At 50.4% G+C, this 19061-nt stretch carries 23 protein-coding genes; 13 read left to right on the top strand and 10 right to left on the bottom strand.

What is annotated here, in order from left to right; genetic code table 11:
• Positions 1-32: 32 nt before the first annotated feature.
• From L3K52_02365 to L3K52_02345, 5 genes are all read right to left on the bottom strand, one after another.
• Entirely contained in the window at positions 33-503 is a 471-nt protein-coding gene (locus L3K52_02365; protein ID UOG92590.1) for a lysozyme inhibitor LprI family protein, read from the bottom strand.
• A complete protein-coding gene (locus tag L3K52_02360; protein UOG92589.1) occupies positions 481-1176 on the bottom strand; it encodes a lysozyme in 696 nt (231 codons plus the stop codon). The genes L3K52_02365 and L3K52_02360 overlap by 23 nt, the downstream gene beginning before the upstream one ends.
• 13 nt (positions 1177-1189) lie before the next feature.
• Entirely contained in the window at positions 1190-2146 is a 957-nt protein-coding gene (locus tag L3K52_02355) for a hypothetical protein (GenBank protein UOG92588.1), read from the bottom strand.
• A gap of 160 nt (positions 2147-2306) precedes the next feature.
• The gene (locus L3K52_02350) at positions 2307-3275 is read right to left on the bottom strand and encodes a HAMP domain-containing histidine kinase (protein ID UOG92587.1); all 969 of its coding nucleotides are present in this window, start codon (positions 3273-3275) and stop codon (positions 2307-2309) included.
• Positions 3276-3294: 19 nt separating this feature from the next.
• A complete protein-coding gene (locus tag L3K52_02345) occupies positions 3295-3948 on the bottom strand; it encodes a response regulator transcription factor (protein ID UOG92586.1) in 654 nt (217 codons plus the stop codon).
• 231 nt (positions 3949-4179) lie between these two features.
• Here L3K52_02345 and L3K52_02340 point away from each other — a divergent pair, with 231 nt between their 5' ends.
• Entirely contained in the window at positions 4180-5352 is a 1173-nt protein-coding gene (locus L3K52_02340) for an ATP-binding protein (protein ID UOG92585.1), read from the top strand.
• Here L3K52_02340 and L3K52_02335 read toward each other — a convergent pair.
• Positions 5349-6227 (bottom strand): fumarylacetoacetate hydrolase family protein, encoded by an 879-nt coding sequence (locus L3K52_02335; protein UOG92584.1) that lies wholly within the window; start codon positions 6225-6227, stop codon positions 5349-5351. The genes L3K52_02340 and L3K52_02335 overlap by 4 nt on opposite strands.
• Positions 6228-6325: 98 nt before the next feature.
• Between L3K52_02335 and L3K52_02330 the strand changes: the two genes are divergently transcribed.
• Positions 6326-7627: a hemolysin family protein gene (locus L3K52_02330; GenBank protein ID UOG92583.1), complete on the top strand. Its 1302-nt coding sequence runs from the start codon at positions 6326-6328 to the stop codon at positions 7625-7627.
• On the opposite strand, the gene L3K52_02325 is transcribed toward L3K52_02330, so the two are convergent.
• The 3 genes from L3K52_02325 to L3K52_02315 are packed head-to-tail and all read right to left on the bottom strand — an operon-like array spanning position 7604 to position 10022.
• A complete protein-coding gene (locus tag L3K52_02325) occupies positions 7604-8380 on the bottom strand; it encodes a sulfite exporter TauE/SafE family protein (GenBank protein UOG92582.1) in 777 nt (258 codons plus the stop codon). The two genes, L3K52_02330 and L3K52_02325, sit on opposite strands and share 24 nt — an antisense overlap.
• 18 nt (positions 8381-8398) lie before the next feature.
• Complete coding sequence (locus tag L3K52_02320) at positions 8399-9580, bottom strand: hypothetical protein (GenBank protein UOG92581.1); 1182 nt, start codon at positions 9578-9580, stop codon at positions 8399-8401.
• A gap of 43 nt (positions 9581-9623) precedes the next feature.
• Positions 9624-10022, bottom strand: coding sequence for a hypothetical protein (locus L3K52_02315; GenBank protein UOG92580.1), 399 nt, complete (start codon positions 10020-10022; stop codon positions 9624-9626).
• Positions 10023-10151: 129 nt separating this feature from the next.
• Between L3K52_02315 and L3K52_02310 the strand changes: the two genes are divergently transcribed.
• From L3K52_02310 to ruvA, 6 genes are all read left to right on the top strand, one after another.
• Positions 10152-10316: a rubredoxin gene (locus tag L3K52_02310; protein ID UOG93955.1), complete on the top strand. Its 165-nt coding sequence runs from the start codon at positions 10152-10154 to the stop codon at positions 10314-10316.
• Between the two features lie 54 nt (positions 10317-10370).
• Positions 10371-11060, top strand: coding sequence for a DUF433 domain-containing protein (locus L3K52_02305; protein UOG92579.1), 690 nt, complete (start codon positions 10371-10373; stop codon positions 11058-11060).
• Positions 11057-11491, top strand: a complete 435-nt coding sequence (locus L3K52_02300; GenBank protein UOG92578.1) for a hypothetical protein — start codon at positions 11057-11059, stop codon at positions 11489-11491. The genes L3K52_02305 and L3K52_02300 overlap by 4 nt, the downstream gene beginning before the upstream one ends.
• Before the next feature lie 98 nt (positions 11492-11589).
• Positions 11590-12339 carry a YebC/PmpR family DNA-binding transcriptional regulator gene (locus tag L3K52_02295; GenBank protein ID UOG92577.1) on the top strand — a complete coding sequence of 250 codons (750 nt, stop codon included), beginning with the start codon at positions 11590-11592 and terminating at the stop codon, positions 12337-12339.
• Positions 12340-12843 carry a crossover junction endodeoxyribonuclease RuvC gene (gene ruvC, locus L3K52_02290; GenBank protein UOG92576.1) on the top strand — a complete coding sequence of 168 codons (504 nt, stop codon included), beginning with the start codon at positions 12340-12342 and terminating at the stop codon, positions 12841-12843.
• Positions 12840-13439, top strand: a complete 600-nt coding sequence (ruvA, locus tag L3K52_02285) for a Holliday junction branch migration protein RuvA (protein UOG92575.1) — start codon at positions 12840-12842, stop codon at positions 13437-13439. Before ruvC ends, ruvA begins: the two co-directional genes overlap by 4 nt.
• Before the next feature lie 468 nt (positions 13440-13907).
• Here ruvA and mazG read toward each other — a convergent pair whose 3' ends face one another.
• A complete protein-coding gene (gene mazG, locus L3K52_02280; protein ID UOG93954.1) occupies positions 13908-14732 on the bottom strand; it encodes a nucleoside triphosphate pyrophosphohydrolase in 825 nt (274 codons plus the stop codon).
• A 126-nt stretch (positions 14733-14858) separates the two neighbouring features.
• Here mazG and L3K52_02275 point away from each other — a divergent pair, with 126 nt between their 5' ends.
• From L3K52_02275 to L3K52_02255, 5 genes are all read left to right on the top strand, one after another.
• Positions 14859-15197 carry a hypothetical protein gene (locus tag L3K52_02275; GenBank protein UOG92574.1) on the top strand — a complete coding sequence of 113 codons (339 nt, stop codon included), beginning with the start codon at positions 14859-14861 and terminating at the stop codon, positions 15195-15197.
• 271 nt (positions 15198-15468) lie between these two features.
• Positions 15469-16068 carry an OmpA family protein gene (locus tag L3K52_02270; protein UOG92573.1) on the top strand — a complete coding sequence of 200 codons (600 nt, stop codon included), beginning with the start codon at positions 15469-15471 and terminating at the stop codon, positions 16066-16068.
• A 165-nt stretch (positions 16069-16233) separates the two neighbouring features.
• Entirely contained in the window at positions 16234-17361 is a 1128-nt protein-coding gene (locus L3K52_02265; protein ID UOG92572.1) for a Re/Si-specific NAD(P)(+) transhydrogenase subunit alpha, read from the top strand.
• A 2-nt stretch (positions 17362-17363) separates the two neighbouring features.
• Positions 17364-17651 carry an NAD(P) transhydrogenase subunit alpha gene (locus L3K52_02260; GenBank protein ID UOG92571.1) on the top strand — a complete coding sequence of 96 codons (288 nt, stop codon included), beginning with the start codon at positions 17364-17366 and terminating at the stop codon, positions 17649-17651.
• 2 nt (positions 17652-17653) lie between these two features.
• On the top strand, positions 17654-19030 hold the full coding sequence (locus tag L3K52_02255) for an NAD(P)(+) transhydrogenase (Re/Si-specific) subunit beta (protein ID UOG92570.1): 1377 nt from the start codon (positions 17654-17656) through the stop codon (positions 19028-19030).
• Positions 19031-19061 lie beyond the last annotated feature (31 nt).

The raw sequence follows: 19061 nt of genomic DNA, 5'->3' as shown, positions 1-19061 counted from the left end.
TAGTAAATAGTCTTTCCAATAGAATCTATTGCTTAATAATTTTGCAGATAACTTAATATCTCAATAATTCTATTTTTAACCAATACTGTTCGGTAAGCGTCTCTAGAAATAGCAGATGAAGAGCCAAAATCTTTTATTGTCCAATTATTAACAATAAAACCAAACTCAGCATCTCTGAACCTAAGCCACTGACGCTGCGAGAAGACTAATTTTTTCTTTGACTTCTCATCCAATAGCGCTATTAGCTTCATATAAGCACTATTTAGCTCTTTATCAAGAAACAACATATATTCTTTATTTTTTATGGAAATTTCATGATCAGTATCAGCCTCTTCATTAATTACTATTGCATATTTCTTGCAACGCAACTCAAATTCTTTAATCAAATCAAGGTCATTAGGATCATCTACTGCAAAACAAAATGACCCGACCATTAAAAGATACAGAAAGGAAATAGTATATTTTAAATACAACACCACTTCACCATCTTTTATAAACAGCATCAAAATAAATATTCAATTCACACTTCCGTCTATTTATTAAGCCATTGTTTATTACTCCTTGAGATTTATTCCAAGCTTTCCATGCGATTTTTAACTCATCAGCACAGTTGTCATCAAAAGAACCATTAATGATTTTCAATACTGATGATCCTTTAAATCCACCAATGCCAATATTAAATGCAAACATTACTAACGCATCAAATTGGTGCTGCTTAATATTAACATCTATACTTTCTCTAATTAACTTGACAAAAGGTTGCAAATCACGAAAAAACAAATTTTCCGCTTCAGCCTTTGTGATTCCATTTTTATAAGAATCCCATTCAACTCTTTCAATCAGATGACCATAACCTATAGTTGCACCTATTATCCATTTTGAAATTTGCTTACTCGTTTGATCATCATAAGGTTTCAGATTAAGTTTTTCAATACTCTGAAGTAATGCTTTCCCCTCATTGCTTAAGAAAAATAAACTTGCTGATTTTTCATCAGTGTCGTTATTTTCTTCTGGTGGGATTGCAATAACTGTATAAGGTGGCACATTTCCAATTATTTTAACTTGCCAGTCTTCATGCTGAGAAACAATATTTTTCGCTTGTCTTTCCGCTAATTCAATAGTTAGTATTCCAGTATATTTTTTTAGCCGCGAAGCCCTGTTCACAATAGCTGACATGTCAAACACCTCTTTAATCAAGTTTCAAATTTTTAACAACAGATTTTTGTATTTTCAAGTATTTATTATCTCCCGAAAAAAGCACATCGTTTACATCAAATACTGCGTCAGGAGCAATTTTATCAATTTCAGATTGAATGGTTTTCAATCGCTCTTTTCTTTCGCTATCAGTCAATGATAAATCAACATACTTATTCAGAATTTCTGTATAATAATTAACCCCATATGCAATATTATCAATATCAGGAGCAATTTTTACAGAAAACTCCTTCGCCAAAAGATCAATGTTATCTGTTAATTCAACAGTAGGGGTAACTGAATCATCAAAAGAACGCTCTCTCGATTCTCTAAGAGAAAGAATCGATAAATTATCGCCCAAACTTGTTAATGCACCGACAACAGTACCCGCATGGTAATATTCATTGAGATGGCTTAATGCCAAAGGTAATGGATATTCCATATCATCATGATTCGCCAAATTATCCCAAATTTGGGATGAAATCCTTTTACGGTCAGTTCCCATCTGCGTAATCAAAAGAGGCAATGTTCTATCAACCAATATTTCCTTGGTAAAAGCCTGTCGACCACCTTTCAAAGCCGTGTCCAGCCCTGCCATGATTTTTGTCCGTTGACCGGGTTCAGATACAGAGGCAAGGCCACTCAACAAAATACTGGCAAAATCAGTTCCGAATGCCCCACTACGCAATTCCTGAGTAATACTTTGTGTGTACTCCGAGAACTTAATATCTGACGCATACAGACGTGCACTAATAATCTGATCACGTAACGCTCTTCTTGTCTCTGGGTTTTGCTCAGAGAAATATGCAAGTACCTGATTGGAATCAAATACTGGTTTCAGTATATTGATTTCTTCATTTGAGGGAATGATAGGATCAGGGCCACCAGAAATACTGGCACAACCTGCAAGCGCAACCATACACACAGCACTTAAAACCGGGATCAGTTTCATAACAACATCCTTTTGCCCGAAGTCATTTAAGCAGGACACTTGTCACTGCCTTTTAAGATGTAATTCCAAGAGAATTTCTTAGCTATAATAATAATTATTTAATAAGATAATTAAATACCACAAAAGTCTAATAACCTTTATATGCCAAACCTATCGTTGGTCATACATCAGAAGCCATCATTACAGACAATAAGAAACGGCTACCTCGCATCAACTCAGGGTCAATATGGCAATGAAAGCCGTTATTCTCACACTCCCCCAACACAAACCCCAGCCCCAACCCATGCCCATTCACCTTAAAACTCTGCCCATTCCCCCGCATCACCGCCTCAATTTGCTCCGCCGTCATCCCCACGCCATTATCTTCCACCGCAATAACTATCTGATTACCCAAGACTTCAGCCGTAACCCTAACCTCGCCCCCCAACTGTTCCCCAAACCGCGCCTCCACCGCCTCCAACGCATTCTTCACCAAGTTATGAATAATCAGATAAGTCGCCCCGGTGCGTTCCTCAAAACGGTACTGTGCCGCATCCGGCGGGAACACCACCGACAACGCCACCTGCGGGTGGGATTGCCCATGCCCTATTAATAAACGCACATCGTCTTGCAGTTCTGCCAGCGAAAGCGTGCGGGTAGTCGCGTGCTTATTGCCTATCCCATCCAGTATCAAATGGGTTACTTGGGTCATATACCCCAAGGCTTTTTCCAAGCGGTCTATGTCTTTTGGCATAGCCACCGGGGAATAGCGCAGGTTATCCACCGACAGTTTAGCAATGCCGATCAGGTTATTAATTTCATGGGTAACAACGCGGACAGAATGCCCAACGGCAGCATCGCGCTGCAAACAATGCGCTTCGCGTTCAATCACAGTGCAGTGCAATTGCGCCGCAAACAATTCCTGTAATTCGGCGTGTAAAGCGTGCCCGAATCGAAACAATAATGCCGCCAGCCCCATATAGCCCAGCAACCAATACCACCAGGGAATAACGCTACAAAAGACCCCGCCCAGCACAAATACCACCGTCGTCAGAATCAGCGGCAGAATCACTTGCACCAATAAACGGTAATAATGCCGCCGTAAATACGTGTCCCACGCCTCATTCTGAATCGGTGGTTGTGCCTGCATGAATCCTCACTGGGTCAAGTTACAACACCCCTAAACGTGTTGCGGCCTGCACCGCTTCCGTCCGATTACGCGCATGGAGGGTGCGCAAAATCGCACTCACGTGCAGTTTCACCGTGCCATCCGAACAATTCAGCTCTCTGGCGATGGATTTATTGGGCAAACCCCGCGCCATCAAGCGAATGACATCGCGCTGACGCGGCGTCAAACCCGTGTTATCGGTCGGTGGTGGCAAATTCGGGGGAGGTGGGTCTTTCGGTTCAGTACGTTGGCGCACCTCCGCTAACATCGACGGCGAAATATAAATTTCCCCCGCTAAAATCAAATGCAACGCATTTTTCACATCGCCCACGCCCGCTGACTTCGCGATATAACCTCGCGCACCCTTGGCAAGTGCTTGATTCATCATCTCTGAATTGTCCGAGCCAGACATAATGACAATCGGGGTCTCCACCGCAACACTGGCGTGCAACGTCTCTAAGCCCGCCACACCGCTTTGCCCCGGTAAAAAAACATCCAACATAATCAGATCGAACGGTGCATATTGGCGCACCACGCCTGCGGCTTCTTCCACCGAACCGACTTCAAATACTGCTGCACTGGGGTAAAAACGTTCGAGCAGACTGCCTAACGCCTCACGGAATAACGGGTGATCATCCACAATCAAAATACGCATGATTAAGCCCCTTGACACACGTCACACAACACTCAAAAGGTATGCCTAATCATATAGATATTTCGGGATAAATTTCGACAACAGATATAACTATTAGCAGCTTTTTTAATGACTATTTGACTTATCGCAGCATTTTTAGGTGTTTGCGATGGGATGTAGCAAAATCTATAGTTGCAACTTACAATCTGTAAGTCCAACTTACAATCTGCAAGAATGTTGCCGAGGCAAACCATGATCCCCCGTACCTTAACCGCTGTATTACGCCAACGCGCCGCCAGCAACCCTGTCGTTACCCTGCTGGGGCCGCGCCAATCCGGTAAAACCACGCTGTGCAAAGCCACCTTCAGCGACAAAGCCTACGTTTCGCTCGAACCGTTGGACACACGCGATTACGCCAAAGCTGACCCGCGTGGTTTTCTGGATCAATTCGGCGACCAAGGTGTGGTGCTGGATGAAATTCAGAATGCACCGGAATTGCTGCACTACATCCAAGATCGGGTGGATAACAACGGCAACATGGGGCAATACATCCTGACTGGTTCGCAAAATCTGGTCATTTCCGCCAAAGTGTCACAATCCTTGGCAGGGCGCACCGCGATTCTCACGCTTTTGCCGCTCAGTTATACCGAAATCAGCCAAGCCGTGACACCGCCCGCCAACGTCTGGGAAGCGGTTTGGAAAGGTGGCTACCCGCGTCTCTATAATCAAGCGGTTGCGCCAGAGGAATGGCTGGCAGATTACATCCTTACCTATTTGCAACGCGATGTACGCCAATTGGTCAACGTCGGTAATCTCGACCAATTTTCCCGCTTCCTGCAATTATCCGCCGCGCACACGGCGCAGGAAGTGAATTACACCACGCTCGGCAATGATGTGGGGCTGTCACACAACACCATCCGCAACTGGTCATCGGTCTTACAGGAAAGTTTCCTCACCGCAACGCTCATGCCGTGGCTCGGCAATATCCGCAAACGGCTGGTCAAAACCCCCAAACTGCATTTTCTCGACACGGGCGTGGTGTGCTCCCTGTTGGGCATCAGCAATCCCGAACAATTACGGCTACACCCCTTACGCGGCGCTATTTTCGAGTCGTGGGTGGTTGCCGAATTGCACAAGCATTACCTCAACCAAGGAAAAAAACCGGGGCTGTACCATTACCGTGAAAACAGCGGGTTAGAATTCGATGTACTGATGGAAACACCGGAAGGGTGGACTCCCGTAGAAATCAAATCGGCGCAAACCATCAACAGTGAATTTTTCAAGAATTTCACCCAAGCCGCCAGCCGCGACGAGCTGGCAGCCCAACTGAACGCCAGTCAGGGGAAAATCGTATACGCGGGCGATACACCGCAAACCCGTCACGGCGTGCGCGTGATACCGTGGGGTCAATTGTCCAGCATTTAATCTACGATGGTATTGCGCAACACGCCCACGCCTTCCACCTCACATTCCACCACATCCCCCGGTTGCAAATACTCCGGGGGTTCGCGTACAAAGCCCACGCCACTCGGCGTACCCGTGGCAATCACATCGCCCGCTTCCAGCGTCATCCCCCGCGACAGCCATTCAATAATGCTGGCAACGTCAAAAATCATATTGCGCGTATTCGATGCCTGTTTCGTCACCCCATTCACCCGACACGTAATCGCCAGCGCTTGAGGATCGGCAATCTCATCCGCCGTCACAATCCAAGGCCCCATCGGGCAACCACCGTCGATGCTTTTGCCCAGAAAATACTGCTTGTGATTCAACTGAATATCCCGCGCACTCAAATCATTGATCACGGTGTAACCAAACACATGCGCCAAGGCATTCTCACGCGCAATCTTCCTACCGCCTTTGCCCAGCACTACGCCCAGTTCCACCTCCCAATCCAGTTGTGCGCAAGTATCCGCATCAAACGGCACAGCGGTTTCATGCCCAATCACGCTGGTCGGGCATTTGGTAAACACAATCGGGTATTGCGGTGCTTTGCCGGTGCGTCCGATTTGGTTCGCGGTTTCCTCGGCATGTTCCAAATAATTCAGTCCCAAGCACATCACGTTTTTACGCGGGCGCGGAATCGGTGCCAACAGCGTCACGTCCGCCAATGGCACCCGCATTGCCGCCGTCAAGGTGTTACGCGCCGCCTGCAAGTCGATGCAGCTATCAATCAACGCCAACATATCGCGCCATGCGGGTTGATCAAACGCCGCATCTAACGCCGGAAGCAGGGCAATCTCCGCCTCGACAATGCCGACAAAACGCTGATTCTGGTACTGACAACTGATTAATTTCATGGATTTAAACCAAAAGTGTGGGTGAAATAGCGGAAATAGTAACAATCGCAGGTACAATGCCGCCATTCTTTTCATAACATCACGGAACACACAGTCTCATGGACATTGCCATATTGTTTGGCTTGATTTTCCTCAATGGCTTTTTCGCCATGTCAGAAATTGCCTTAGTCGCCGCCCGCAAAGCCCGCCTGCAAAACCTCGCTCAGCAAGGCGACAGTGCCGCTGCTACCGCGCTGCGTTTGGGCGAAGACCCCACTTTTTTCCTCTCAGCCGTGCAAATTGGCATCACCTCCATCGGCGTTTTGAACGGGATGGTGGGCGAAGCCGCCCTAAGCCCGCCGTTCAGTGCGTGGTTGCAAGGCTTTGGGGTGGAAGCTCACATTGCTAATCCGTCGGCAACCGTGCTGGTGGTGGTGGGCATCACCTATTTTTCCATCGTATTGGGCGAACTGGTGCCCAAGCGTATCGGACAACTCAGCCCCGAAGGAATTGCGCGTTTCGTGGCACGCCCGATGCTGTGGCTGGCGATTCTGACCAAGCCTTTTGTCATGTTGTTATCGGGTTCGACCCGCTTGCTGTTGCGTCTACTGGGGGTGAAAGACACCGGCAATAACAGTGTCACCGAAGAAGACATTCACCACCTGTTGAACGAAGGCTCGGATGCCGGGGTAATTGAGCAGCAAGAACACCAAATGGTGCGCAACGTCTTCCGCTTGGATGACCGCCAGATTGCCTCGTTCATGGTGCCGCGCAATAACGTGGTGTTTTTGGACGCGGATAAACCGCTGGCAGAAAGCTTGAGCCAAGTGGAAGCGCACCGTTACACCCGTTTCCCGGTGGTGCGTGGCAATTGGGAGGAGGTGCTGGGCTTGGTGAGCACCAGCCATTTGCTGAATCAATTGTTGCGCGGCGAAGAACCCAGCCTGACCGAACACCTCAGCCCGGCTGTCTTTGTACCCGAATCGCTGACCGGCATGGAGTTGTTGGAAAACCTTAAGAATTCCGGCGGCGAAATGGTATTTATCATCGACGAATACGGCGAAATTCAAGGCATTGTCACCCTGCATGACCTGATGGAGGCGATTACCGGCGAATTCAAACCGCAATCGCAGGAAGATGCGTGGGCAATCCAGCGCGAGGATGGCAGTTGGTTGTTGGACGGTTTAATTCCCGTTCCCGAACTCAAAGACCGTTTGGGCTTCCGCAGCGTCCCCGAAGAAGACCGAGGCCGTTACCACACCCTAAGCGGCATGTTGATGCTGATTCTAGGGCGTTTGCCGCAAACCACCGACCATTGCGAATGGGAAGGCTGGCGGCTCGAAGTGGTGGACATGGACGGCACGCGCATTGACAAAGTACTCGCCAGTGCGCTGCATTCAGACACCACTGCCGGTGATTAAACCGCTAATGCCATCGAACATCAGCTTGCAGCCGGTGAGAAACAAAAACACGTAAGCGACTTGGAAAAACTGCTTCTCCGGTACGCGGTGATGCAGTTTGTAGCCTAACCAAATCCCGAACGCCGCAATCGGCAACAACAGCACCGATGCTCCCATGTTGGTGCTGTTGAATTGCCCTAACGCCGCATAAGGAATCAGCTTCACGTAATTCACGCTGGTAAAAAACAGCACCGTGGTCGCCTGATACACCGTTTTATCCAGCTTTTGTGGCAACAGGTAAATATTCACCGGCGGGCCACCCGCGTGCGCCACAAAACTGGTGAACCCCGCAATGCTGCCCCAAAACAGCCCTGACTTTACCCCCGGTTTACCCATTGCCAAGCGCTGGAAGGGCTTGAACCAATAATTCAACGCAAACCCGACCGCAATCAGCCCCACCAATAAACGCACATCGCTGGCACGAAAATACGTAAAGGTGAACGCGCCAATCACAATCCCCAGAATGGCAGCAGGTAATAATTGCTGAAGGTGCACCCATGACCAGCGTTGCCAAAAGGCTTTCAACGCCATCAAATCCATGACACATAAAATTGGCAGCAAAATCGCCGCTGCTTGCGCAGGGGGCATGGTCAGCGCCATTAACGGCACACCCAATACCCCCAAACCGCCGCCCATGCCACCTTTGGAAATGCCGACGATAAGCAGTGCCAACACCGCCATGGTTAGCGTTAACGGGTCAGATAATACGTTCATTCAGCTAATACACTTCACTTAACGGCACGGCTGGTAATGACCATTCGGCCAGCACGGGGCAGACAACGATTCACCCAAGTTAGCGGCCTGCAAGCGTCCGCGCACCTCCAACAAACGGCTGACCAATCCCTCTTCCACGGCAGCGTAAGCATCGGAATCGACTTGGCGTTTCACCACAATCCCCAGCAACTCGGTGATCGCATTGCCCACCGAATTCTGCGAAATCGTTACCACCAAGCGCCCTTTGTCATCACGGAACAGGATTTGCTTGTACGCCGGTCGCCAGCGAATATCGTTGGCAAATTGCGGGTCTTGAATCACTTTTTCGCGCAAATCGCGTGCGACCCGTACAAAACGCTGATTACCCAGCAACACATCATCAATCTGGTTCGGGAAATTGGCATTATCCGGCACTCGCGCCTCACCCGTGGCAACCATCGAGAAAAAGGTGCGGTAGAAATCCAAAAAGCCGCGCAACACTTGCTCGTATTCGTACCAGAAATACTGGTCTTTCAAACGCTCTGCGCCGCCCACCACTTCCCAACACGGCAAGCCTTGCGGGTAGCAGGTCAAGCGCAAGGAGGCTTCTTCGGTTGGCAATAGCTTGAGAATTTGCAGATCCAACACTTCCAGAAACTTGCGGTAAGCCTCACTCAATTGCCGTAAAAACAAGGTGTTATGTCCACTGTCGGTTAGGTTGGGGTTATTGGCATCGGCTTCCTTGGCCTCGCGTAACTCTGCCATCGGAAACACCATAAAATGGTTGTGAATCATGCGGATACTGGGAACACCCGGCTTGTTCAACGGCCAAGTCGAATCCAGGCTGGCTTCCCCGCATAAAATCAGGTGTTCGGCAGGGTCGGGGTATTTTTCAAACATGTAATCGCAGATGATTTGTGTCATCTTCGACCAGACTTTCTTTTCCTGACGTTTCATTTGATCGCGGCGCACCGGGCGACCCAGCGGGTCAAGAATGCGGCGTGAACAATCCAGAATAATCGAGGTGTCGAATTCCACGCTATGCCCCACCAGCTTGCGGTAGAGCAGCAAATCTTCCGGGGTGCGGAACAAGCCGTTTTCTTCGGCAAGGTTTTTCAGGTTGGCGGGGCTGTTGAAAAATTCCACCTGCGTCATGCCTTGCGGCACTTTCAGGGACATTTGCGGGCAAGGGGTAGCGATTTCACGGGGTGCTGTTTTCATGGGTGCGGCATCACTCTAAGCATGAAGAAATTCTCGTGTGTTTTTACCCCGATCGGAACAGGTATACAAGCAGCAACACGAACAACGCAATCAATAACCAGCCGCCGAATTCTTCCCACAGCATACTAATGAAGCTGGGTTTCGGCGATGCAGGCGCTTTTTTCTGTTCGGGCTTGGCGGTAATCGCTTTCAGCACTTCTTCTTTCACTTGCTGATGCAAATCTTCGTGCATCCCCGGAATGGGTTTGGCATCCACCAAGGTGGTGACCATGTGCTCTTTAATGCCCGCTTTGAGACCGGCTTTCATGCCATCTTCGTGACCTTTTTTGAAACCTTCGCCTGCACCTGCTTTATGCCCTTCCAGCAGGCCGCGCTCCCAACCGGCTCGATAAGCCAGCCATGCTACTAGCAGCAGTGCTAAACCAAACAATACCCATATCATGACAACACTCGATTCCTTTATTGGTAATGCTAATAGTAGCAAAATCCTTGACGTCATCCGTCTTTTTGCTTAATGGTTTTATTTGTTTGATAATCAAGCCATTATTCTAACCAACAAGTGATAATGCCAATGAAAACGTGGATGTGTGTGGTGTGCGGCTGGATTTACGAAGAAGCCAACGGTTTGCCCGAAGAAGGTATCGCGCCGGGTACGCGCTGGGAAGACATTCCCGATGACTGGCGTTGCCCGGATTGCGGCGTGGGCAAAGACGATTTTGAGATGCTGGAAGTCTGATTATGTTGTATCGTTGTTGGAGTTAATGCCCATTTTGGGTAAGAGAGGTCGACAATGGCAATGAGTGAATTGGTGGGCAAGGGCTTGTATTCAGCCCGCGAAGCCGCGCACATCATCCGCGTGCCTGCGTCAACCTTGCGGCGGTGGATGTTTGGCTACCACAGCAAGGGCGTGGCATACGCGGGTTTGTGGCAACCTGAAATCGCTGAAGCAGGCGTGATTAGCTTCCATGATTTGCTGGAATTAAAGCTGGTGCATGAATTTCGCCAGCAAGGTTTGAGCATTGCCGTCATTCGTGAAGCGGCACGGATTGCGCGGGAAGAATTCGATACGTCTTACCCCTTTGCCCGCCAACACTTCCATACCGATGGCAAAAAAGTATTTCTGGAAGCAGCAGAACAGATGGGTGACTCGCATCTAGTCGATGTCATCAGCAAACAGTATGTGATGGATAAAGTTTACCGCCCGTCGTTTTTGGCAAGCATTGATTATTCTAGTCTTGGAGATGCGGAACGCTGGTATCCGATGAATGAGGCGCAATATGCCGATAAATCCATTGTACTTGACCCGCAACGGGCTTTCGGCAAACCGATTTTGACAGAATCTGGTGTACCGACACGGGTGCTGTATGAGGCGTATCGACTGGATGAGCCGCTGGCGGTGATTGCTGCCAATTACGCGGTAACGCAGGAAGACGTTAAACAAGCGGTGCTGTATGAATCGCGCTTACAGGAAGCCGCTTGAAACTGTTTCTGGATAATAATTTACCGCCATCACTGGCAAAAGCACTGGATGCTTTGATTGCGCCCACGCATCAGGCGATTCATTTACGTGACAAATTTCCGCCGCATACGCCTGATATTGAATGGATTGCTGTCTTAAAACGCGAAAGCGACTGGGCAATCTTAAGCCAAGACCAATTCAGGGAATCGGCGGCTGAACGTAAAGCCTTGGCTGAATCGGGTCTGGTAGTCTATTGGCTGTCGGGCAAGCAATGGAACAAGCTGCCCTCACTCGAAAAGAACCTTGCCGTGCTGGAATGGACACGGGAGATTCTGGAACATGCCGAACACGCGATTCGAGAAGCACAACAAACGGGTAAGGGTTCGGCTTGGTCAATCAAGTACGTAGCCAACAATCGCAAACGGTCTTTTGTGAAAGAGAATCTGACGTAAGCATTTTCACTGCCAAGTTTTTACGACGGAAGTCTAAAACTTTTAGCGATTATGCTAAACTGATCTGCACTTTTTGAGACTGAAAACGAGAGTTCGACATGGCCGGTCATAGCAAATGGGCAAACATCAAACACCAGAAAGCCTCGGTTGATAAGAAACGCGGCAAAATCTGGACGAAAATCATCCGCGAAATCACCGTAGCGGCACGCGAAGGCAAAACCTCCGACCCCAACACCAACCCGCGCTTGCGCCTCGCCGTGGATAAAGGGCTGAGTGCCAATATGACACGCGACACCATCGAAAAAGCCTGCAAACGCGGCGCGGGCGAAACCAACACCGACAATTACGTCGAAGTGCGCTACGAAGGCTACGGCCCCGGTGGGATTGCAGTGATCGTCGAAACCATGACCGATAACGTCAACCGCACTGTGGGCGAAGTACGCCATGCCCTCACCAAACACGGCGGCAACCTCGGCACGAATGGCTCGGTCGCGTTCCAATTCAAGAAAATCGGCGTGATGAACTTCGCCCCCGGTCTGGATGAAGAAAAGCTCATGGAAGCCGCGCTCGAAGCCGGAGCGGACGACATTCAGATGGATGACGACGGTTCGGCTGAAATCGTTACCACGCCGGAAGATTTTGCAGCGGTAAAAGTTGCCATGATTGCAGCAGGTTTCACGCCTGATCACGATGAAGTCACCATGCGGGCGGATAACCTGACTTCCGTCGAAGGTGACACGGCATCTAAGTTATTGAAAATGATCGACATGCTCGAAGATTTGGATGACGTGCAAGAAGTCTTCACCAATGCCGACTTCAACGATGCCGATTTAGTGGCGCATGGTTAAGTGACCACCCGCCGGATTCTAGGCATTGACCCCGGTTCGCGGATTACCGGCATCGGGATTATCGACACGGATGGGCGCCGCAATCAGCACGTTTTCAGCACCTGTTTGCGCTTAGGCGATGCGTCGTTTCCCGAACGGCTAGGGACGATTTTCAGCGAAATCACCCGCATTATTCGCGAATACCAGCCGCTTGAAATGGCGATTGAAAGCGTGTTCGTCTCCAATAACCCCGCGTCGGCACTCAAATTGGGGCAAGCGCGGGGTGCGGCGATTTGCGCGGGGGTGATTGCCGGTTTGCCGGTCGCCGAATACAGCCCGAAAGAAGTCAAACAAGCCACCGTCGGCAAAGGCGGCGCGGATAAAGCGCAAGTGCAACACATGGTCAAGCTGCTGCTCAGTTTGCAAGGGCGTTTGCAGGTCGATACGGCAGATGCGCTGGCGGTGGCATTGTGCCATGCTCATGCGAGCCATTTGCAACAACGCCTGAGGAGTACCGTAGCATGATTGGATTATTACGCGGCAAACTGCTAATCAAACAACCCCCGGATTTAATGCTCGACGTAAACGGCGTGGGCTACGAAGTCCAAGCCTCGATGACCACCTTTTACGACCTGCCGGAATTACACGCGGAAGTCACCCTCTACACCCATTTCGTGGTGCGCGAAGATGCGCAATTGCTGTACGGCTTCAGCTCGCAAATCGAACGCGAACTGTTCCGCCACTTGCTCAAAGTGAATGGTGTGGGGCCGAAGATGGCGCTGGCGATTGTGTCGGGCATGAACCCGGTTGAATTCAATCAAGTGATTCACGCGGCGGACATTGCCCGCTTGAGCCGCATCCCCGGTGTCGGCAAGAAAACCGCCGAACGCTTGGTGATTGAGTTGCGGGATCGTTTGCCTAAAGCAGAAGCAAGCAGCAGCACGGGTGTTGCTGTTAGCGCTCCGCTTCCATCCGTATCGGTCAGCGATGAAGCCGTGAATGCGCTGTTAGCACTCGGCTATAAACCCGCGCAAGCCAGCCAGATGATTGCCGCTTACGACAATCAAGGCTTGAGTGTGGAAGACATGATTCGCCAAGCGCTTCGCGCCAGTCTGAACTAAGGTTCTACGAATCCTAGTTCAGACCTGACACTCAATCTGTCAATTCTGTCACTTTCTGACAGCATTCACACCAGCCAAACCACCGTGTCACTTCCGACAAAACCATTCTTTAATCAATTAAATTAATGGCTTAAGCGTGAAAGGTGCGGTTGGCATGGGCGTTGCAATAACCTTTGCACAGACTGAGACAGCAAAGACTAGAAGGTCTGGAAAGGGACGACAACAATAATAAGAAAGGGTTAAGGAAAGCATTTATCAGCAAGCCCCAAGAGATAGCGAGTAGGCATAAACATTAATAACAATAAAGCGCCTTACCATGTCTCGACTCCTCTACCCCTTGTGGATAACACAAGGGGACTTTATCAGGAGATAGGTGTTTGAGAACAACCATAATAATAAGACAATAATAATAACATTTGCCCGTGTTGACTGCCCCCGTTCGTCGGGGGCTTCGTTTTTTATGCGCTTTTAGCTACCGTCTGTCTGTTTCTCTTCCTGCTTGGCGATATTCCACGCATCTTCCATCTGTTCCAGTGAGGCAACTTCCAGCGAAATTCCCTGAGCCGCGAGTATTGCTTCGACTCGCCCAAAGCGCCGTTCAAACTTTTGGTTGGATAAACGCAAAGCATTTTCCGCATTCACCCCCAACAAACGTGCCAAATTGGTCGCACCCATGAGCACATCCCCGACTTCTTCCTCAATCCGGCTTTGCGATTCGCTGTTGGCAACCGCATCCACCACCTCGTCGAGTTCTTCCTGAATTTTGGGAATGACCTGTTGCCAATGTTCCCAATCAAACCCGACGGCAGCAGCGCGGCGCTGAAGTTTCTGGCTGCGGCGTAACGCGGGCATGGCGGCGGGGATTCCGGCAAAAAATCCGCTTTCGTTGGCTTGCGTGTTGCGCTCGGTTTGCTTAATCGCATCCCACGCTTGTTTTTGCTCACGCTCATCGGCGTATACCGTGTCGCCAAAGACATGCGGGTGGCGGCGCAGCATTTTGCGGGAAATGCCAGCAGCGACATCATTGAAATCGAACAAACCTTGCTCACTGGCAATTTGCGCCATAAACACAATCTGGAACAGCAAATCGCCTAGCTCGTCACACAACGCCCCCGCGTCATGGCGGTCGACGGCATCGGCTACCTCGTACACTTCCTCTAGGGTGTAGGGTAAAATCGTTTGCCAGGTTTGCTTGATGTCCCAAGGGCAACCGCCCGTCGGGTCACGCAAGCGACTCATAATATTGAGCAATTCATTGATTGCTGGGGGGCTTAATCCGTTTTTGCCTTGCATAGCATTTACCTGTGGCGTATCGTGCGTTTGTCGTGCAATATACACAATTGTGGTATGAATGCTACGCTCAAACATAAAGCAAAACTCAACTTTACGACTCAAAACCTAGACTCCAAGGAGATCACCATGACTCTGAAACAAATTGCAGGCATCAGCTTCGCTGCGATGATGCTCACAACCGCAGGCGTTCACGCGGCTGAGATGAAAGTAGTTAAAAATAGCGACGGCGAAGTGGTCAGAAACAGTGATGGCGAATGCGTTCAAGCTGTTTACGGTTACTCACCAGAAGGCTGCGAAGTAGCGCCCCCTGCGCCCCCGGCTGCTCCTGTTGTTGCGCCAGCACCTACACCACGTGCCGCCGTGCGTATGCCAGTTGTGCCTAAAGTGAAAGCAAAAGGCAACTACAAAGGTCCTGTTCAAATGGATCCGGCAGCACGTTCTAGCATGAAGCGCTACCAGAAATAAAGCCCGAAATGCATCAAGTCGCTTGATTCATAAACGGTTTAAGAAGCCTCCCTGCTTAAATGCGAGGAGGCTTTTCTTTTTGCGTTTACAAATAAAATTCTCTTCACCTATAGGAACTTAACCGGAAAGTAACCTATAATCCTAGCCGTTGTTGTATATTTAAGACACTATAGTCATAACTTACGTCTCTTACCGATAGAATTAATCTTTCATGGTTGTAAGAGTCCGGGGTTCAACAATTTAAACTCAAATTAGGCTTAAGGAGATCAACATGACTCTGAAGAAAATTACCAGCATTAGCATTGCTGCACTGATGGCTGCGATGATGATGACTACCGCTTACGCGGAAGACGGCAAATACGTTCAAGACAGCTCCGGTAAAGCGGTCAAAAACAGCGATAAAGAGTGCGTTAATGCCGCTTACGGCAGTTCGCCAGAAGGCTGTGAAGAAGCGCCACCGGCTCCGCCACCAGCTCCGGCTCCAGCGCCCGCACCGGCTCCAGCCCCGGCACCGGCACCTATCCAAAAGATGACATTGACCTCAGATGCTAACTTTGACTTTGACAAAGCCATCCTGAAGCCAGCCGGTAAAGCGAATCTGGATCAGTTCCTCGCTGGTTTGGCAGGCGCAAAAGTAACAGGTATCAGCGTGACGGGTCACACCGACAGCGTGGGTTCTGATGCTTACAACCAAAAGTTGTCTGAAGAGCGTGCAGGCGCAGTTGCCAACTATTTGGCTGGCAAAGGCGTTCCAGCCGCTGCTATCCAAGCGGTCGGTAAAGGCGAATCGCAGCCTGTTGCTGACAATGGCACTAAAACAGGTCGCGCCGCTAACCGCCGCGTTGACTTGATGGCAAATGGCACACGTTAAGCGTTGCCGCCAACCTGCCTTAAACACGTAGGGTCTTGATAAAGGAAAGCCGGGTTTTACTCGGCTTTTCTTTTGGTGCTATCCGCATGAAATATTTCATTCCCTGCGAATATTCCGCTAGTATATTGACCCTTATCACCCCTCTACCTTCTGGAGACAGAACCTATGTCAATCAAAGTGGCTGTGCCCAAGGAAACCGCCGAAGGCGAGCGTCGGGTTGCCATCGAATCCAGCGTCATTGCCAAACTCAGCAAATTAGGCGCTGAAGTTTTGGTCGAAGCCGGTGCGGGCGCTGCGGCACACCTTCCTGACAGCGCCTTTACTGGGGCAACGCTGGTGGCTGATGCAGGCGATTTGTATCAGCAAGCTGACATCGTACTCAAAGTGCAACCCCCGTCTGATGCTGAAATTGCGCAATTAAAGGATGGCAGTGTGCTCATCGGCATGTTGCAGCCTTACCAATCCCCTGAACGGCTGGCGGCACTCAACGCCAAAAATATCACCAGCTTTGCGATGGAGCTGATTCCACGGATTTCGCGGGCGCAGTCAATGGACGTGCTGTCTTCGCAAGCTGCTATCGCCGGTTACAAAGCCGCGATCATGGGCGCTGACCTTGCCCCGCGTTTCTTCCCGATGTTGACCACGGCGGCAGGCACGATTCGCCCCTCCAAAGTCATTATCATTGGCGTCGGCGTGGCGGGTTTGCAAGCGATTGCGACTGCACGGCGTTTGGGTGCGGTGGTTGAAGCGTATGACGTGCGTGCTGCCACCAAAGAACAAGTGCAATCCCTCGGCGCAAAATTCATCGAACTCGGCATTACCGCTGAAGGCACGGGTGGCTACGCACGTGAATTGACGGCGGAAGAAAAGCAGCAACAGCAAGAAGCTTTAGCAAAACACATTGCCACTGCCGATGTGTTGATCACCACCGCTGCTGTTCCCGGTCGTCCTTCCCCGAAAATCATTCCCGAATCCACGGTGGACGGCATGAAATCCGGCGCGGTGATTATCGACTTGGCAGCAGAAGGCGGCGGTAACTGCACCCTGACGCAACCGGGCAAAACCATCGTGCATAACGGCGTGACCATTCACGCACCCCTCAATGTGCCTAGCCAAGTGCCGGTACATGCGTCTGAGATGTACGCTAAAAACCTGCTGAACTTCCTCACCCCGATGTTGAAAGGTGGCGAATATGCCCCCGATTTTAGCGACGAAGTGATTGCAGGCGCGTTACTCACGCACGAAGGCAAAATCATGAACGCCGCCATTCGCCAACTGGTTGAAGGAGCATAACAATGGAAGGTTTTATCGCCATTTACATCTTCATCCTTGCCGGGTTTGTCGGCTATGAAGTGATTTCTAAAGTGCCGGTTATCCTGCACACCCCGCTAATGTCGGGTTCAAACTTCGTCCACGGTATCGTCTTGGTCGGCGCAATGGTCGTCTTGGGTCAGGCGGAAGGCTTTATGGAACAACTGGTGGGTTTCATTGCGGTGGTGCTGGCGGCGGGTAACGCGGTCGGCGGTTACGTCGTGACTGAGCGGATGCTGGACATGTTCAAAAGCAGCAAAGGGGGCAAATAAACATGAACCTACTTGTTGAAATTTTTTATCTGGCAGCCGCTGTGCTGTTTATTCTCGGCCTCAAGCAAATGGCATCGCCTGTCACCGCGCGGCGCGGGATCGTGTGGGCGGGCATCGGTATGGTGCTGGCAACGGTCATTACGTTTGTACACCCGCACGTTAATAGCAATTATTTGTTGATTTTCATCGGGATTGCGGTCGGTGGCGGTATTGCTTGGAAAACCGGCAAAGAAGTCGCCATGACCGATATGCCGCAAATGATTGCGCTCTACAACGGCATGGGTGGCGGTGCGGCAGCAGCGATTGCAGCGGTCGAACTGATCAAGCAGCATGAAATGGATCCGGTAGTGCAGGCACTGGCGGTGGCGGGTGCGCTGATTGGTGCTATCGCGTTTTCTGGTTCATTGATTGCGTTTGGTAAGCTGCAAGGCTTGAAACAATTGCGTGGCGCATTCCGCTTTAAGAATCAGCAACGCATCAACGCCGGGTTGTTTATTCTCACCGCGTGGATAGGCTTGGGCATTGCGACCAGCGGCACGGATTACAGCATGTTTGTGTTGTTCGTATTCTTTGCCTTGGCGCTGGCGTTTGGCGTGATGATGACTTTGCCGATTGGTGGCGCGGATATGCCTGTGGTAATTTCCCTTTACAATGCTTTCACGGGCCTTGCGGTGGGTTTTGAAGGCTATGTGTTGGATAACCCGGCGATGATGATTGCGGGCATTGTGGTGGGTTCCGCCGGTACGTTGTTGACACAATTGATGGCAAAGGCGATGAATCGCCCGATTACCAACGTGTTGTTCACCAATTTCGGCGAAACCACCGGCGAAGCGCAAGAAGTCAGCGGCTCGATGAAGGCAATTGAAGCCCCGGATGCGGCGATCATGATGGCGTTTGCGGAAAAGGTGATTATCATCCCCGGTTACGGCATGGCAGTGGCGCAGGCGCAGCACAAGATTTGGGAAATGACCAAGCAATTGCAGGAACGCGGCGTGACCGTCAAGTTTGCGATTCACCCGGTTGCGGGGCGGATGCCGGGTCACATGAACGTGTTGTTGGCGGAAGCGGGTGTGCCGTATGACATTATCTACGACTTGGATGAAATCAACGAAGAGTTCCGCACCGCTGACGTGGCGCTGGTGATTGGGGCGAATGACGTGGTGAACCCGATTGCGCGGACTGACCCGAACAGCCCGATTTACGGAATGCCGATCCTGAACGCGGATTACGCCAAGAACGTAATCGTGGTGAAACGCGGCCAGGGCGCAGGCTTCTCTGGAATCGAGAACCACCTGTTCTTCGCTGACAACTGCCGGATGCTGTATGGCGACGGGCAGGCGGTCGCGAATGAACTCATTTCCAATATGAAAGAGCTGTAATAACAGCGACTAGCACGGGGCGAGTATCTCT

Source organism: Candidatus Thiothrix sulfatifontis (assembly GCA_022828425.1).
GTDB classification, from domain to species: Bacteria; Pseudomonadota; Gammaproteobacteria; order Thiotrichales; family Thiotrichaceae; genus Thiothrix; species Thiothrix sulfatifontis.
The sequence above is the reverse complement of the archived record's forward strand: the minus strand, read 5'-3'. Positions and strand labels throughout refer to the sequence as shown.